This window comes from Longimycelium tulufanense, from assembly GCF_014645795.1.
GTDB classification, from domain to species: domain Bacteria; phylum Actinomycetota; class Actinomycetes; order Mycobacteriales; family Pseudonocardiaceae; genus Longimycelium; species Longimycelium tulufanense.
Genome location: NZ_BMMK01000003.1, coordinates 187,552 through 203,907, shown reverse-complemented (window position 1 = coordinate 203,907; position 16,356 = coordinate 187,552). Strand labels below are relative to the sequence as shown.

Annotated in this window: 15 protein-coding genes; 8 read left to right on the top strand and 7 right to left on the bottom strand. The window is 71.1% G+C overall.

What is annotated here, in order from left to right:
- Nucleotides 1-8 precede the first annotated feature (8 nt).
- A complete protein-coding gene (locus tag IEY55_RS05615) occupies nucleotides 9-878 on the bottom strand; it encodes a helix-turn-helix domain-containing protein (protein ID WP_189054635.1) in 870 nt (289 codons plus the stop codon).
- A gap of 151 nt (nucleotides 879-1,029) precedes the next feature.
- Here IEY55_RS05615 and IEY55_RS05610 point away from each other — a divergent pair, with 151 nt between their 5' ends.
- On the top strand, nucleotides 1,030-1,362 hold the full coding sequence (locus IEY55_RS05610) for a hypothetical protein (RefSeq protein WP_189054633.1): 333 nt from the start codon (nucleotides 1,030-1,032) through the stop codon (nucleotides 1,360-1,362).
- Nucleotides 1,363-1,391: 29 nt separating this feature from the next.
- Nucleotides 1,392-2,087 (top strand): PIG-L deacetylase family protein, encoded by a 696-nt coding sequence (locus tag IEY55_RS05605; RefSeq protein ID WP_189054631.1) that lies wholly within the window; start codon nucleotides 1,392-1,394, stop codon nucleotides 2,085-2,087.
- Nucleotides 2,088-2,093: 6 nt separating this feature from the next.
- Here IEY55_RS05605 and IEY55_RS32500 read toward each other — a convergent pair whose 3' ends face one another.
- The 4 genes from IEY55_RS32500 to IEY55_RS05590 all read right to left on the bottom strand — a co-directional run bounded on the left by IEY55_RS32500 (nucleotide 2,094) and on the right by IEY55_RS05590 (nucleotide 4,344).
- Nucleotides 2,094-2,216, bottom strand: a complete 123-nt coding sequence (locus IEY55_RS32500) for a hypothetical protein (protein ID WP_268239279.1) — start codon at nucleotides 2,214-2,216, stop codon at nucleotides 2,094-2,096.
- Between the two features lie 111 nt (nucleotides 2,217-2,327).
- Entirely contained in the window at nucleotides 2,328-2,654 is a 327-nt protein-coding gene (locus IEY55_RS05600; protein WP_189054629.1) for an MGMT family protein, read from the bottom strand.
- A 22-nt stretch (nucleotides 2,655-2,676) separates the two neighbouring features.
- On the bottom strand, nucleotides 2,677-3,462 hold the full coding sequence (locus IEY55_RS05595) for an alpha/beta fold hydrolase (protein WP_189054627.1): 786 nt from the start codon (nucleotides 3,460-3,462) through the stop codon (nucleotides 2,677-2,679).
- 87 nt (nucleotides 3,463-3,549) lie between these two features.
- Complete coding sequence (locus IEY55_RS05590) at nucleotides 3,550-4,344, bottom strand: alpha/beta fold hydrolase (RefSeq protein WP_229686079.1); 795 nt, start codon at nucleotides 4,342-4,344, stop codon at nucleotides 3,550-3,552.
- A gap of 206 nt (nucleotides 4,345-4,550) precedes the next feature.
- On the opposite strand from IEY55_RS05590, the gene IEY55_RS05585 reads away from it, so the two are divergent.
- The 4 genes from IEY55_RS05585 (at nucleotide 4,551) to IEY55_RS05570 (ending at nucleotide 12,642) form a co-directional block, all read left to right on the top strand.
- On the top strand, nucleotides 4,551-7,784 hold the full coding sequence (locus tag IEY55_RS05585; protein WP_189054849.1) for an ATP-dependent helicase: 3,234 nt from the start codon (nucleotides 4,551-4,553) through the stop codon (nucleotides 7,782-7,784).
- 110 nt (nucleotides 7,785-7,894) lie between these two features.
- A complete protein-coding gene (locus IEY55_RS05580) occupies nucleotides 7,895-11,134 on the top strand; it encodes an ATP-dependent helicase (protein WP_229686101.1) in 3,240 nt (1,079 codons plus the stop codon).
- A gap of 103 nt (nucleotides 11,135-11,237) precedes the next feature.
- Nucleotides 11,238-11,852, top strand: coding sequence for a hypothetical protein (locus IEY55_RS05575; protein ID WP_189054621.1), 615 nt, complete (start codon nucleotides 11,238-11,240; stop codon nucleotides 11,850-11,852).
- A gap of 346 nt (nucleotides 11,853-12,198) precedes the next feature.
- Entirely contained in the window at nucleotides 12,199-12,642 is a 444-nt protein-coding gene (locus tag IEY55_RS05570) for a MarR family winged helix-turn-helix transcriptional regulator (RefSeq protein WP_189054619.1), read from the top strand.
- Nucleotides 12,643-12,828: 186 nt separating this feature from the next.
- Here the strand turns inward: IEY55_RS05570 and IEY55_RS05565 are convergent, their stop codons facing one another.
- Nucleotides 12,829-13,359, bottom strand: coding sequence for a hypothetical protein (locus tag IEY55_RS05565; RefSeq protein WP_189054617.1), 531 nt, complete (start codon nucleotides 13,357-13,359; stop codon nucleotides 12,829-12,831).
- A gap of 56 nt (nucleotides 13,360-13,415) precedes the next feature.
- Between IEY55_RS05565 and IEY55_RS05560 the strand changes: the two genes are divergently transcribed.
- The gene (locus IEY55_RS05560) at nucleotides 13,416-14,531 is read left to right on the top strand and encodes a saccharopine dehydrogenase family protein (RefSeq protein ID WP_189054615.1); all 1,116 of its coding nucleotides are present in this window, start codon (nucleotides 13,416-13,418) and stop codon (nucleotides 14,529-14,531) included.
- Between the two features lie 76 nt (nucleotides 14,532-14,607).
- On the opposite strand, the gene IEY55_RS05555 is transcribed toward IEY55_RS05560, so the two are convergent.
- Nucleotides 14,608-15,000, bottom strand: coding sequence for a DoxX family protein (locus tag IEY55_RS05555; protein WP_189054613.1), 393 nt, complete (start codon nucleotides 14,998-15,000; stop codon nucleotides 14,608-14,610).
- A 168-nt stretch (nucleotides 15,001-15,168) separates the two neighbouring features.
- On the opposite strand from IEY55_RS05555, the gene IEY55_RS05550 reads away from it, so the two are divergent.
- Entirely contained in the window at nucleotides 15,169-16,254 is a 1,086-nt protein-coding gene (locus IEY55_RS05550) for a potassium channel family protein (RefSeq protein WP_189054611.1), read from the top strand.
- The last annotated feature ends 102 nt before the right edge of the window (nucleotides 16,255-16,356 follow it).

The following is a 16,356-nucleotide window of genomic DNA, read 5'->3' as shown; positions in this document are numbered from 1 at the left end:
CGGTACTCCTACGTGTGCATAGGCAGGCCACTGATCAGTTTGCGGATGAGCGCTGCGGAATCCTCGGGATCCAGAGCGATCTCTTGCAGCGCCCGAAAATTCAGGATATATGCGTCTACCTCCGAGCCTTGCTCCACATAGACGCCGCCGGTTAGGTGTTCGATGTATGCGACGTCGGGATCAGCGTCGATCGGGAAGCTCAGGATGACGAACGGGATGCCCATCGAGGGGTGGGGGCCGCATGACATGGGGAGCACCTGCACGGAGACGTGATCGAGCGATGCTCGGTCCAGGACGTGCTCAAGCTGGCGACGCCTTAGCTCTGGTGCGCCTGCCGGTACCTGGAGGGCCGTCTCAGTGACGATCGCGTGGAGTGCCAGCGGGGGATCCCCCTCCAGCCGGGCTTGGCGTTGGCGGCGAAGAGATACGCGCTTCTGAATCTCCTCATCCGAGGCACGCGGTGCCCACGCCTGCGCGATGGCCGTGGCGTACTCCTCGGTCTGAAGCAGACCTGGGATCAGGTCGATCTCAAAGTTCCGGACCAACACGGCTTCGGACTCGAGCCCGACGTAGTCGCCGAACCCCTCGAAGGGGGCGAGCTCCCCATAGCTCTGCCACCAGCCCTTGTCGGTGGCGGTGGCTGCGGTCTCCACGAGCGCATCGCGCTCGGCTTCATCGACGCCGTAGATCACGGCGAGGGCGATGACATCGGCCGGCTCGATGTTCTGCCGAGCATTCTCGATCTTGCTGAGCTTGGAGCGCGCCCAGCGCAGCTTCGCCACCACCTCGTCGCCGTTCAGACCGGATCTGTCCCGCCAGCGGCACAGCGTGCGGGCCACCTTCCGGAGCCGGACCGTGGGGCTGAAGCTCTCCGGCACTAGCACCTCCAGGCTCTGATCACTGCGGCACGCAGCCTACGACCTTGGCACTTGCCAGCTGCGACCCCTTTCAGGTGATCTAGAAAGTTTTCTCTAGCTGTAGAGAAAACTTTCTAGCAGTCTCGCTCGCAACCCGACCCGGAGGTGTGCGATGACCGGTCCTTCCACCTGGCGGTGGTGGCATCTGCTCGAGTTCTACGAGGTCAAGCGCGGTGCCCGCCATCTCACCCACCGTCTGACCCTCGATGACCACGGCTTCTACGTCGGCCGGACCCGCGACTACGACCCAGCCGCCGACTACACCGCCGCCGTGGCCCGCGAGTACCTCAACCAGATCCACTCGCCTGCCGGCCGGTGGCTCGTCGCCGCGTGGCGGCTCGACGACACCGGTCGCAAGAAGGCCCACCGCCTGTGCGAGGTGCAGTTCCACTGGTGCGGCGTCGCCCCCGAGACAGCCTCCCGGGCCCTCCCACAGAAGTCGTGACCTCTTGTCACCACAGATACGCTGCGGCAATGTCGGGGCTTCAACCCATGCCCGAGGAGTGGTCCACCGCGGTCTGCGTGCTCGCGCACCCAGACGACATGGAGTACGGCCCGGCCACCGCCGTGGCCCGCTGGACCGCACAGGGCAAGACCGTCAGCTACGTCTTCATCTCCAGCGGTGAGGCCGGCATCCAGGGCATGCATCCCGACCAGGCAGGCCCACTGCGCGAGCGGGAAGAGCGCGCGGCCGCTCCACACGTCGGCGTCGAGGACCTGGAGTTCCTCCACTACCCCGATTTCGCCATCCAGAACACCCCCGAACTCCGCCGCGACATCACCCAATCCCTCCAACGACGCGACCCCGAGCTGCTCATGATCCTCAACCACCATGAGCAGTGGGCCTTCGGCGGCAGCAACTCCACCGATCACCGCAACGCCGGAAACGCCGTACTTCAAGCCATCCGCGAGAACCCGTTACCTCACCTGCGTTGGGTCGCCGTGGCGGACTCGACCAACATCGATCACGCCGTCGATGTCACCGACACTCTCGAAGCCGGTCTTGCCGCGCTGCGCGAGCACCGCGCCTACCTCGAAGCGCTCGGCGGCGAGCTGTGGTCGATCCAGCACGTCGTGAGCAACGCCCGCCGCGCCGGAAAACTCTTCGGCACCCGCTATGCCGCCGCCTTCGAACTCATCGAACTCGAGCCCCGGCGCCCCCAGGACTAACCGGGATCAGGAAGCGATCGAGATCAGGTCGGCCCCGATGTCCTTGGCCAGCCGCGCCATCTGATCATCCGTGTTGGGGCCACGCTGGTACATGAGGTCGAAGCCGAGCCGGCCATCCGTGTTTGTCACGTACACGGCCGGCGCTGCGTTGGGCGTCTGGGTAAGGAACCGGAGCGCGTCGGTGACGAAGATCCCCTGCAGCTAGCCGAACTCTTGCTACGTGACCTGCCGGAGCCGGTGTCACCACAGCGCCGGTTGGTCGTCCCCGGGCTCCGGGAACGGGTCCGTCCAGCGGTAGCGGCGCATGTCGATCCGCTGGCCGTCGGCCAGCACGCCTTCCGCGCGGAGCCGAGCAAGCTGATCCGTAGCCAGGTGCGCAGCCACGGTGCCATCCGAGCGCAGCACCCGGTGCCACGGAACGTCGTGACCGTCCACCGCGAGAATCCGCCCGACCAGGCGCGGTGAGGGTGCGCCCGCCAGCTCCGCGACGTCGCCGTAGGCGAGCACCCGCCCGGCCGGGATGCTCGCCACAACCTCCCGAACCCGCTCGATGAGGGCGTCGTCCACGTGATCCACCTGGCCTGTTCCGCTAGGAAGTCCTCGCCAGAAAATCCTTGATCAACACGGCCAGCTCCGCGGGACGTTCCGACGCCACCGTGTGACCGCAGTCGATGTCCGCCACAACGAAGTCGTCCCCGAGCGCAGCTTCGCAGCCGGCGAGGAACGCGGGAGGCACGATACCGCCGCGGGTCGGGCGCACCACGAGTGTCCCCGTTCCGGCCGGCGGCACGACCTGCGGCCGAGCCACCTCCGAAAACGCGGTGAGCACCGCACCCCGGTGGTAGCGCCAGTGCCAGCGTCCGGCATCGTCCTGGACGAGGTGATCGGCGACCTGCTGCTCCACAGCCTGTTCGTCGACCACGGTCCATTGCTTGCGCATCCACGCCTTGGCCTCTTCGGGATGGGCGAAGAAGTACTCCTTCGCCAACTCGTCGTCGGCCACGGCGGCCATCAAGTCGGGCGGCATACCGATCGCGGGATCGACCAGCACCAGACCGGCAACCCGCTTCGGTGCCGTCCGCGCAACGTGCAGCGCCACCGCCCCGCCGAAGGAGTGCCCGACGATCGGCGCCCGCTCCAGCCCGCAGGCGTCGAGTACGCCGAGCACATCGGCCGCGTGTTGCTCCAGCGTCCACGGCGGCTGGTACGTCGACCTGCCATGCCCACGCAGGTCCGGGGCGATCACCCGGAACCCGGCGAGATGCGTGGCCCGCGGACGCCACCGCGCACCATGTCCGGTGATCCCATGCAGGATGACGAGCGGTCGATCGCTGACGTCGCCGTGCTGGTGCACGTGGAGCGGGCTGCTGTTCACCCGGTGGTTCTATCACCCGTGCACGCCGCCAACCCATGGGATATCGGCGGAGCTGGGATTCCGATCTGGGTGCGAATCATGTCCCGTTCACCCCGAACTACCGAGTTGCTCGGTCAGGAAGTCCCGCATCAGCCTGCCGGTCTCGGTTGGGTCGTTGATGTAGACCATGTGGCCACAATCGATCTCGGCCACCACGAGGTCGTCTCCGAGCACGGCCTTGGCGTCGGTCAGGAACTCCGGTCGCACGAAGTCGTCCTGCATGGCCTGCACCACGAGCGTCCGCGTCCCGGCCGGGGGCACGACGTGCGGCCGCGTCATCTCCGAGCATGCCGTGATCACGGCCGTGCGGTGGTAGCGCCAGTACCAGCGCCCGTCCTCATCCTGGGCGAGGTGGTCGGCGGTCTCGTCGTCCAGGGCCTCCTCGCTCGCCCCGGGCCAGTCGTCACGCAGCCACGCGCGCGCCTCCGCCCGGTCGGCGAAGTACACCTGCTTCGTCAGCTGTCCCTCGGCGAACTCGCTCATCCACTCCGCGGACAGCCCGATGGCGTGGTCCAGCAGAAGCAACCGCTCGATGCGTTCGGGAGCCAGCTGCGCGAGGTACAGCGCCACCGCACCGCCGTAGGAGTGGCCCATCACCGGAATCCGATCGAGACCGAGTTCGTCCAGGACACCCAGGACGTCGGCGGCGTGCTGTTCGAGGGTCCACGGCGGCAGGTGTGTGGACCGGCCGTGGCCCCGGAGATCAGGTCCGATCACCCGGAACCCGGGCAGGTGCTCCGGGCCGAACCGGCGCCAGCGGGCCCCGTGCGCGGTGATGCCGTGGAGGGCGAGCAGCGGCCGGCCCTCGCCGAACTGGTGCACATGGAGTGGAGACACGTTCACGCCTGCCGTTCTACCAGCCGCCATATCCACCATTGGATTAATCGACACGACATTGTCGAGAACTACCGTTCTCACGACACGCGGCACCTGTTCGTCGGCCTCCGTCACTCACTCGCTAACGTCACCCGGTCGAGTCGGTGACCAGGCGGAGACGCGCGGACGGGTGGTGCGCCCGAATGTCGGAGCGGCGTGGTTCCATCGGCGGTATGTCGCCCGCCGTGCCAGCCCCCCTCCTGGTACGTCGGCCCGCCCCGGCCCAGCCCCGGCCGGAGTGGGACGCGGCCGGCCGGCGGGTGCTGGAGCACCCCGGCGGCTTCCTGCGCGTCCTCGGTGGACCGGGCACGGGCAAGACCACGTTGCTCGCCGAGGTCGCCACCGACCGGATCCTGCGTCGCGGCGCCGACCCGGAGAACGTCCTCGTCCTGACGGCCAACCGCAAGGCGGCCGTGGCCCTGCGCGCCCGGATCACCACGCTGCTCACCGACGTGGACCGGAGTGACGCGCCACTCCGCACGATCCGCCAGCCCCTGGTGCGCACCGTCCACTCCTACGCGTTCGGCGTGCTGCGGCTGCAGGCCGTCCAGCAGGGTAGCCCGCCGCCGAAGCTGCTCTCCGGCCCGGAACAGGACACCGTGGTCCGCGAGCTGCTCGCCGGCGACGCCGAGACCGGCGCCGGCTACTGGCCGGAGCACCTGCGCCCCGCCCTCACCCTGCCCGGCTTCGCCGCCGAGCTGCGGGACCTGCTGCTGCGGGCCGCCGAGCGCGGCCTCGGCCCCGACGACCTCATCGACCTGGGTAAGCGGCACGACCGCGGCGAGTGGGTGGCGGCCGGCCAGTTCTTCGAGGTCTACGAGCAGGTCACGCTGCTGCGTGGCGCGGCCGGCGGCGAGGGCCCGCACGGCGGCGGCCCGGCACTGGACGCCGCGGAGCTGATCGCCTCCGCGCTGCTCGCCCTGGACACCGACCCGGACCTGCTGGCCGCCGAACGTGCCCGGGTCCGGCACCTGCTCGTCGACGACGCCCAGCACCTCGACCCCCTGGCGCACCACCTGATCCGTCGGCTCGGGTCGTCGGCGAGCGAGTTCGTTCTCGCCGGCGACCCGGATCAGGCGATCTTCGGCTTCCGCGGCGCCGACCCGCGCGGGCTGACCGGCGCCGACCCCTCCGGCGAGCGCACCGTCCTCCTCACCGTCGACCACCGGATGGCGCCCGCCGTGCGGTCGGCGGTGCGCCGGCTCGCCGCCCGCCTGCCCGGCGCCGGAGGGCACCGTGACCTCGTGGGACCCGCCGGGGAGACCGGCGAGCTGACCGCGCTGGGTGGCCAGGTGCAGGTCCGTCTGCTCGCCTCGGCCGCCCAGGAGGCCACCTGGGTGGCCGACCAGCTCCGTCGCGCACACCTGCTCGACGGCGTGCCCTGGTCGGAGATGGCCGTGCTGGTTCGCTCCACCGCCAACACCCTTCCCGTGCTGCGGCGCGCGTTGCTGGCCGCCGGTGTGCCGGTGGCGGTGCCCGCCGACGAGCTGCCCCTGGCCCAACAGCCTGCGGTCTGGCCGTTCCTCGCGCTGCTCCGCGCGGCAGCCCGTCCGTCCACACTGGACTCCGATCTCGCCGCGGCGTTGCTCGTGTCGCCCCTCGGTGGCGCCGACCCCCTGGCACTGCGCCGCCTCCGCCGTGGGCTGCGCCGGCTGGAACTGGCCGCCGGCGGCGATCGCGGTAGCGGTGAGCTGCTCGTCGAGGCGCTCACCAGCGACGAGAAGCTCGCCGCTCTGGAAGACGGCGAGGCCGGCGCCGCGCGTCAGCTCGCCCGGCTGCTGCGCCTGGCCCAGCAGGAGATCGCCGACGGCGCGACCGCCGAGCACGTGCTGTGGGCGGTGTGGCAGGCCAGCGGCCTGGAAAGGCGGTGGGCAACGCAGGCAGCCCGTGGCGGCACTGCGGGGGCGCAGGCCGACCGCGAACTGGACGCCGTCGTCGCGTTGTTCGACGCCGCCGCCCGCCACACCGACCGCCTCCCCGGATCCGGCGTGGAGAGCTTCGCCGAGCACCTGCTGTCCCAACAGATCATGGGCGACACCCTCGCCCCGGTCGCGCCCCAGGGCGAGGCCGTCGCGGTACTCACCGCGCACGCCGCCGCCGGCCGGGAGTGGACGGTCGTGGCGGTGCCGAGCGTTCAGGAGGGCACCTGGCCGGACCTTCGGTTGCGCGGCTCCCTGCTGGGCGTGGAGCGCATGGTCGACCTGCTTTCCGGCGTGCCGCAGGACAGCGCGGTGTCGGCCACCGCACCGCTGCTCGCCGAGGAACGCCGCCTGCTGCTGGTGGCCGCCAGTCGGGCCCGCCGCACGTTGTTCGTCAGCGCGGTGCGCGGAGAGGAGGAGCAGCCCTCCCGGTTCCTCGACGAGCTGGACGACGAGTCTCTCGACCCGGAAACCGCGGTACGCCCGCTGTTCCGGCCGGAACGAGGTCTGGTGCTGTCCGAGCTGGTGGGAGAACTCCGGCGCGCCGTCTGCGACCCGGCCACCGAGACCGGCCGGCGCCGCCGCGCCGCGCGTCAGCTCGCCCGGCTCGCCGCGGCCGGCGTCCCGGGTGCGCACCCGGACACCTGGTACGGCCTGCCGGACATCTCCACCGATACTCCACTATGGACAGATGACGAGGCGGTACGGGTCTCACCGTCCACAGTAGAAACCCTGACGAAATGCCCGTTGCGGTGGCTGGTGGAACGGCACGGCGGACAGGACGCGGCCGAGCTGGCGAACGTCACCGGCTCGCTCGTGCACGCGCTCGTTCAGGCCGTCGCCAGCGGAGCGGACGCCGACGAGGTGCGCCGCGCGCTCGACGAGGCGTGGGCGGCGGTCGACGCCGGTGCGCCCTGGTTCTCCCGCCGGGAACGGCAGCGGGTGGAACGCATGCTCGACACCTTCCGCAACTGGCTGCACCGCACCAGGGACGAGCTGAACCAGGTAGCCGTCGAACACGAGCTCGTGGTCGCGCTCGACGCAGACGACGCAACCGACACGCGCCGTGTGCGGGTCCGCGGCCGTGTCGACAGGCTCGAGGTGGACAAGCAGGGCCGTCCGGTGGTCGTGGACGTCAAGACCGGCAAGAACCCGGTCACCAAGGCCGACGCCGAGGAGAACCCACAGCTGGCCGTCTATCAGCTCGCGGCCGCCCTCGGCGCCTACCGGTCCCTCGGCCTGCCTTCCGAACCCGGCGGCGCCCGCCTGCTCTACGTGGCGCGCGCGGACCGGTACGGCAGCGCGACCGAGCGCACGCAGCCCGCCCTCGACCCGGACCGGGTCCGGGCCTGGAAGGACGCCCTGCGCGCGGCTGCCGTCGCCAGCACCGGCCCGGAGTACACCGCCACCGAGAACACCGACTGCCCGCGCTGCACGGCGCGCACGTGTTGCCCGCTGCAACCCTCCGGACGGCAGGTGGGATCGTGACCGTCCTCGACCACCGTTCCGAGGGAACACTCTGGGGCGATGAGCCGTCGCGGCGTACGGCACTTCCCGAACCCGTTGTCACACCGCGGCAACTCGCGGCCGCGCTCGGCCTGCCACCCCCGACCGAGGAGCAGGCCGCGGTGATCGCCGCGCCCGCCGAACCGGCCCTGGTGGTTGCGGGCGCGGGCGCAGGCAAGACCGAGACGATGGCCGCACGCGTCGTGTGGTTGGTGGCCAACCGCATCGTCACGCCGGACCGGGTCCTCGGCCTGACCTTCACCCGCAAGGCCGCCCGCCAGCTCGCCGACCGGGTACGGGCCCGGCTGCGCCGGCTCGCCGGCTCCCCACTACCCGACCGGGTCGACCCGAGCGGCGAACTGCGCGCCCAGGTGCTGGCCGGGGAACCCACCGTTCTGACCTACCACGCCTATGCCGGCCGGCTCGTCGCCGAGCACGGGTTGCGGCTGCCCGTCGAGCCCGGCGCCCGCGTGCTCACCGAGACCGCCACCTGGCAGCTCGCGCACCGGGTCGTCAGCACCTGGACCGAGGACCTGGACACCGACCGGGTTCCCGCCACCGTCACCGGCTACCTGCTCGCGCTGGCCGGCGAGATGGGCGAGCACCTCGTGGATCCTCGGCGGCTGCACCAGCATGCCGAGGAGCTGTGCGCGGCCATCGAGAACGCCCCACGTGCGAAGGGGCAGCGAGCCACACTGAACAAGCAGCTTCAGGAAGTTCTTGCCACGCAACGTCTCCGCGTCGCCCTCCTGCCCCTGCTGGACGCCTACGCGCAGCGTAAGCGTCGCGAGGGCACCATGGACTTCGCCGACCAGATGGCGTTGGCCGCCCGACTCGCCGACGAGCACCCGGAGGTGACGACGGGGGAGCGGTCCCGTTACGGCGCGGTCCTGCTCGACGAGTACCAGGACACCGGCCATGCGCAACGCGTCCTGCTCCGCGCGCTTTTCGGAAAAGGCCAACAGATCCCGGTTACTGCTGTCGGCGACCCCGCGCAGGCCATCTACGGGTGGCGCGGTGCCTCGGCCGCCAACCTGCCACGATTTGCCACCGACTTTCCCCGCCGCGACGGAGAAGACCGCGCGCCGGCCACCAGATACGGCCTGCTGACCAGCTTTCGCAATCCGCCGGAAGTGCTCACCCTGGCCAACGTGGTGTCCGAGCCGCTGCGCACCGCCGGCCTCGACGTCGACGAGCTGCGGCCCCGCGACGACGCCGAACCCGGCGACGTGACCTGTGCGCTGCTCACCGACATCCGCGCTGAACTGGAGTGGATGGCCGACGGTATCGCCAGCCGATGGATGTCCACAGTGGACGAGACGGGACAGCCACCCACCACGGCCGTGCTCGTGCGTCGCCGCGCCGACATGGCCGATGTCGCCGACGTCCTGCGGCGGCGTGGGCTTCCCGTCGAGGTGGTCGGCCTGGGCGGGCTGCTCGACGAACCCGAGGTCCGCGACCTGGTCAGCGCGCTACGGATGCTGGTCGACCCGCTCGCCGGGACCGCGGCCGCCCGGCTGTTGACCGGGTCGCGGTGGCGGCTCGGCGCGGCCGACCTCGCCGCGCTGTGGCGGCGCGCCGGAGAGCTGGCCGGCCGGCCACGCGACGCTTCCGGGGACGACGACCCGCTCGCCGGGCTAGCCGACGCCGTCCCCGGCGAGCATGCCGAGCGGGCCGGCCTGGTCGACGCGATCGACGACCCCGGCCCGGCGGAGAACTACGCGCCCGACGGCTATGCCCGCCTCCGCCGCCTCGGCAGGGAGCTGGCCGCCCTGCGCCGTCGGCTGGACCAGTCGCTTCCCGAGCTGGTCGCCGACGTCGAACGCACCCTGTTGCTGGACATCGAGGCCCTCGCCCGCCCGGGCGTGGTCGGTCGCGCGCACCTGGACGCCTTCGCCGACGTGGTCAACGACTTTGCCGCCGCCAGCCCCGCCGCGACCCTGCCGAGCCTGCTCGACTACCTCAGCGCCGCCGAACGCGCCGAGGACGGCCTGGAACCCGGTGAGGTGGAGGTCGCGCAGGACCGCATCCAGGTGCTCACCGTGCACGCCGCCAAGGGCCTGGAGTGGCGGATCGTGGCCGTCCCACACCTGGTCGCCGAGGTGTTCCCCGGCCGGAAGAAGTCCGCGAGCTGGCTGCGTTCGGTCACCGAGCTGCCCGCTCCGCTCCGCGGCGACGCCGCGGACCTGCCCACGCTGTCGTGGGAAAGCTGCGCAGACCGCAGGGAAATCGAGGCCGCACTCAAGCAACACGAAGACGATTTCGAGGAACGTCGCCTCACCGAGGAACGACGACTGCTCTACGTCGCGCTCACCCGCGCCGAGCACACCCTGCTCGTGTCCGGCCACTGGTGGGGGGACACCCAGCGGCGTGGTCCCTCCGCGTTCCTGCGCGAGGTGCACGAGGTGCTCACCACCCATCCCGGCCTGGGCCGGATCGAGGAGTGGGCGGCAGAACCCGGCGAGGACGAGAAGAACCCGCTGGCCGAACACACCCGCACCGAACGCTGGCCGGTCGACCCACTGGGCGGGCGGCGCGGTGCCGTGGCTGAGGGCGCGCAACTGGTGCGCGCTGCCGTCATCAGCGTCCGGAAGTCCACAGTGGATGACCAAGGCGCCGAGGACGGACTGTTTTCCCTGGACGAGATCGACGACGATCCCGAGGGCTGGGCACGCGACGTCGAGGTGTTGCTCGCCGAACGGGCGGCGGCCGCCACCCGCCGCGAGCACGTCGCCCTGCCCGGTCAGCTCTCGGTGAGCCAGCTCGTCGAACTGGCCGCCGACCCGGACGCGCTCGCCCGCCGCCTGCGCCGTCCGCTGCCGTTTCCCCCGAACCCGCTGGCCCGCCGCGGCACCGCCTTCCACACCTGGCTGGAACAGCGGTTCTCCGCCGGCCGCCTGCTCGACCTCGACGAGCTACCCGGCGCCGCGGACGCCGATTTCGCCCCCGACGAGCACCTCGAGCAGCTCCAGGACGCCTTCCTGGCCAGCGCGTGGGCCGAGCGCATGCCCCGCGAGGTGGAGGTGCCGTTCGAAACCGAGATCGACGGCATCGCCGTGCGCGGCCGGATGGACGCGGTTTTCGCCGACCCCGACGGGGGATGGACGGTGGTGGACTGGAAGACCGGCGCGGTTCCCGATGCCGAGCGTCTGCCCGCGGTTGCCGTCCAGCTCGCCGCGTACCGGTTGGCCTGGACGGCACTTTCCGGTTCCCCACTGGAGAAAGTGCGCGCCGCGTTCCACTATGTGCGCCAGAACCGCACGCTCCGCCCCGCCGACCTCCTCGACGCCGACGGGCTACGCACGCTGCTGCGATCCGTGCCGCAGATCTAGCCCGCGTCGCGTCGAACCCGGCGCCCTCCCACGGCCCGCCCGGTCGAGGCTTGTGTTGAGCAGCGGATTTGCTGCCCGGCACGCGGGCTAGAAGCATGGCGCAATGCCCCTTGCTCAGAACTGGCCTCTGGAAAGCCCGCCCGAGACCCAGGTCGAGGTCGCGCAGGAACTGGTGGAGCTGCGTGCCCCGCTCGTGATCGTGCGCCGCACCGACGAGGGCGACTGGTTGTTCGACGGCCCCGGCGACAGCAGCAACCAGGTCGCGATGATGGCCCTGGTGGACGTGGTCAACGCGTGGCCGCACGTGGGGTCGCTGGACGAGTTGCGGTCGGGGCAGCTCGCGTTGTGGGACTGGGCGGGCAACGGTTGGCAGATCGGCGTCCCGGTGTCGCCGGAGCAGCCACCCCAGGGTGTGGACCTGGACGTGGAGAAGTGGCCGGGGCTCGGCCCGGACGCCACCGCCGTGGTGGAGCGTGCCGTGGTCACCGGCGAGCGCCCGCTCACCGACATCCAGCGTGACGAGGAGGGCTACTCCTTCGTCGGTCCCGAGCAGCCCGCCGACCCCAAGCCCGAGGACTACCTGCTCGTTCCACTCTCCGACGCGGTGCGCCGCTGGCCGCATTCGCTGCCGGTGGTGCTGGCTCTGGAGCCCGGCGAGGGCGTGGAGTGGCATCACGACGCCCAGCACTGGGAGGGCTACCGCTTCACCCGCGGCTGATCCGGAGGGAATGTCCGGACCCCGCCCGGCTGGAGCGCGGAGGGAAAGTCCTCGACTGCCCCGATTGATCGCTCGGTCTCGGCTGTCAGCGCCCGGCTACGGGCCACGATCAGCGGGACGGCCGCCCATCGCGACGCACCTTCCAGACACGCTGCCAAGGGCCTGATCCCCATCTCCCCGAAGCCACGTCTCTCCGCGGCTATCCGCCTGCTCGACCACCCCCTCGCCCCGACTGCCTTCCCCGTACACGGTCCGCCGATCCCGCCCGCCACACCCCGGGGGTGTGGCGGGCGGGCCACGTTCTCAGCCGCTGCGGCCCCACCGCACCCGCCGATACGCTGGGACCGTGGTAGCCAGCGGCAATGACTGGCGATGCCTCGGGCAGGAGCTCAACGTGGTGGCGCGTGCCGCGCGGGCCCACCTGGACCGCGCGCTCACCGGGCACGGCGTCACCTTCGCCGGGTTCCTCGTGCTGCGTGGCCTGGCCGACGGTGCCGTGGGCAACAACGAGCTGGCCGGTCGGCTGGCGATCGAGGCCCCGACGCTGACCCGCCAGGTCAACAAGCTGGTGACCACCGGCTTGGTGGAACGCGAGATCTCCGTCGGTGACCGGCGCGCCGTCCGGCTCTCGCTCACCGGCTATGGCCGTCAGGTGCTGGCCGACGTCGAGCGCGTGGTGGCGGACGGGGACGCCGAGCTGGCCGCACCGCTGGACGACCGGGAGATCTCCCAGCTCCGCACGCTACTCGGGCGCCTCAACGCCCACCTGGACGGCCTGTCCCGTCCGTAGCCGGCACCGCGCCGGCCGCCATCCTGGCACGCGGAGAACATTTCCGGCTCACGACCAATCCGCCGGGCGGAAACCAATGCCGATCACTCGTCGACCAGGAATGCGAAGCGTCCCGTCATTTCCGTCGCCGACAATCGGCCAGAAATCAGATCCGCAACCGTTCTGCATGACCGCCGAACGTCGAACTCAGCGCCGTGCCCGGGCTCGTGCCACCTCAGCCTTGAGCACCCGGTCGTAGAGCACTTCCAGCAGCCAGCGCCCGAACAGCGACGGCCCGAACTCCCCGGACCGGTCCTCGGGCGGGATCGACACCTCCGAGCTGCCGTCGGCCAGCGTCGTCACCACACCGATGCCGTAATAGTCCAGCTCAATCAGCGGCCAGGGGTCGTGCTGCGGCGTCGACAGCACCACGGCGCACGGCGCCAGCGTCATCAACGTGCCGCACGCACGCAGGGCGTTGTGCAGCGTCGCCTCCTCCACCAGGACACCGACGAGCTCCACCGCCGACACCGGCAGCCGGTCGTGCAGCTCGGGCTCGAACCACGAACGGAACCAGGACGGATCGGTTTCCGGCGGCCAGCCGTTGCGCACACGCCAGCGGTGGACGTCCCTGTGGACACGCACAACAGCGGACACCCGGGAACCGAGGACCGCCACGTCGGCAATGACAACGCCACGCCAGCCCAAGGCGAACGCGGCGTGCTGCAAGGACAGCACTCCGGCATCCTAGGCCCTGATCCAGAATTGCTGCCAAGCGTGATCGGGAGTGCGCCATGGGAAGTCGCATCGTGCTGTTGGGTGCCACCGGACATACCGGACGGCTCACCGCCGAGGCCCTGGCCAGGGCCGGATCCCGCCCGTTGCTGGTGGGACGCGATCCGCACAAGCTGACCGGGCTCGCAACCAGCCTCGACGGCGAGACCGAGACCGCCGTGGTCGATGTCACGTCCACCGAGGGCGAGCTGGCCCTGCGTGACCTCCTCGCTCCGGGGGATGTGCTGGTCAGCACGGTCGGACCGTTTTTGAAGTACGGCGAGACCGCCGTCCGCGCGGCCACCGAGACCGGGGCGAAGTACCTGGACTCCACCGGAGAGCCGCCCTTCGTGCGCACCGTGTTCACCCGGTTCGGCCCGCTCGCCGAGCGCAGCGGGGCAGGGCTGGTGACCGCCTTCGGCTACGACTACGTGCCCGGCAACCTCGCCGCCGAGCTGGCCCTGCGCCGTGCCGACCCGGAACGCGCGCGCCGAGTCGAGATCGGGTACTTCATGACCAACATCAAGGGGCGGGCGTTCAGCCGCGGAACGATGGTCTCGTTGGCCGGCGTGCTCGGCGAAACCAGCTACACGTTCGCCGATGGGCAGCTGCGCGACGAGCCGCCCGCCCAGCGGGTGGCCGACTTCCCCGCCGGTGACCGCGTCCGCCAGGCGGTGTCCATCGGCGCGAGCGAGCACTTCGCCCTGCCCGCGGCGCACCCCAACCTGGTGGACGTCGATGTCTACCTGGGCTGGTTCGGCAAGTCGACCCGCTCCGTGAGCCAGGCGTCCCGGATCGGGGCCAAGGTCCCGGTGCTCACGACCGCGGCGAGCAGGATTGCCGGGATGGTGGCCTCCCGCCTGCCGGAAGCCCCGGACCCGCGCAGCGAGCTGGCCTCGGCCGCGGTGGTGGCGATCGTGCGCTCCGGCGACGGCCAGCGGCTGGCCGAGGTGGAGCTGCGCGGTGCCAGCCCCTACCGGTTCACCGCCGAGATGCTCGCGTGGGGCGCCCGAAAGGCCCTGGAGGGCGGGATGTCCGGGACCGGTGCGCTCGGCCCGGTCGCCGCCTTCGGACTCGACGAGCTGGAAGCGGGATGCGCCCAGGCGGGGCTCCGACAGCACCGGGCGGAATCCTGACCCGGCAGTGCTGTGCGTTTTCGGACGCCGGAAACGGCGTTGCCCGCGGTGGCCTGGCTCGCCAGCGTGAATGTCCTTAATGGACTTCCTGGTCCTTGGCCGCCTCGCGGTGCACGCGCAGCGCCCACAACACCAGGGGAACCTGCAGCGGGAGCCGTCCGAAGGCGGCCAGCCGGTACGGCCACGGCCGCTTCGACCACTCCACGGCCATCCGCACGTTCGCCGGGAACACGGCGATGAACAGCAGGGCCGCCAGCAGTGCCCCGGACCGGCGGGTTCGGCGCGCAGCGACCAGCCCGGCACAACCCAGCTCAGCCAGACCCGACAGGTAGGTCCAGGTGCGTGGGCGGCCGGGAAGCGCCCTCGGCACGATCCCGTCGTAGGGTGCCGGCGCAAGGAAATGCAACGCGCCCGCGCCGGCCAGGAACCCAGCGAGCGCGGTGGCGGATTGGGAGGATCTCGTTCGCACGGCGCCACCATGGCACGGCCGCTGTGCTTCGGCGCGTCGAAGCACAGCGGTGACCATGCGCCCCGCCATCGGGTTACGCTGCAGCGTCGTGAGCGACGACCACCATCCCCCACAGTGGGGCGGGCGGACTGCCGCTGGGGAACGCCGTGACTCGGGGGAAGGCGTGTGATGACACGGCGACCTGTGCCGTCGGACCACCTCACCGAGCGCCCGGGCCATGCCCTGGTCGGCGTGGTCCGGATGCCCGTCACCGGGGTGAGTCCGATCCGTTCCATCGTGCGCCGCGTCGTCGGCGCTCTCGTGGTCCTTGCCGCCGTCGTCCTCATCGTCTACGTCGACCGGGACGACTACACCGACGCCAACGGCGACGGCCTCTCCCTGCTCGACTGCGTCTATTACGCAACCGTGTCCCTGTCCACCACGGGTTACGGGGACATCACGCCGGTGAGCGACACTGCCCGGCTGGTCAACGTCCTCATCATCACCCCGCTGCGGGTGCTGTTCCTCATCGTGCTGGTCGGGACCACCCTCGAGGTGCTCACCGAGCGGTCGCGGCAATCCCTCAAGATCCAGAGGTGGAGGCGCAAGGTGCGCGACCACGTCGTGGTGATCGGCTTCGGTACCAAGGGCCGGTCCGCCGTCAGCGCCCTGTTGGGTGATGGTGTCGACCCCGCGAGCATCGTCGTGGTGGACACCGATCAGCGGATGCTCGACGTGGCGTCCTCCCTCGGGCTGGTCACGGTCAGCGGCTCCGGAACCCGCAACGACGTGCTCCGGGTGGCCGGCGTCCCGCTGGCCCGCTCGGTCGTGGTCGCGACCAACCGGGACGACACCGCCGTGCTGGTCACGCTCACCGCCCGCCAGCTCGCGCCCAAGGCACAGATCGTGGCTGCCGTACGCGAACAGGAGAACGTCCACCTGCTCCGCCAGTCCGGTGCGGACTCGGTGGTGATCTCCAGCGAGACCGCCGGCCGCCTGCTGGGCATGGCCACCTCCACCCCCTCTGTGGTGGAGATCTTCGAGGACCTGCTCACCCCGGACACCGGACTGGCCATCGCCGAACGCGACGTCGAGCCGTCGGAGGTGGGTGGCTCGCCCAGACACCTCTCGGAGATCGTGCTCGGGGTCGTCCGGGGCGGCCGGCTCCACCGGGTCGACGCCCCCGAGGTGGACGCCGTCGAGGTCGGCGACCGGCTCCTCTACGTCCGCAAGGTCACCCCTGCCGAGGAGCGGGCCGGGACGGAGAACACCTGACCACCGGGGTCGGCCGGCCAGGCCCTGACCGGGGACGGCGCGCCGGCGTGAACCGCGCCATCGCGGGAACCGCCGCCCCATCCCTAGGGCGGGCCACCGAGG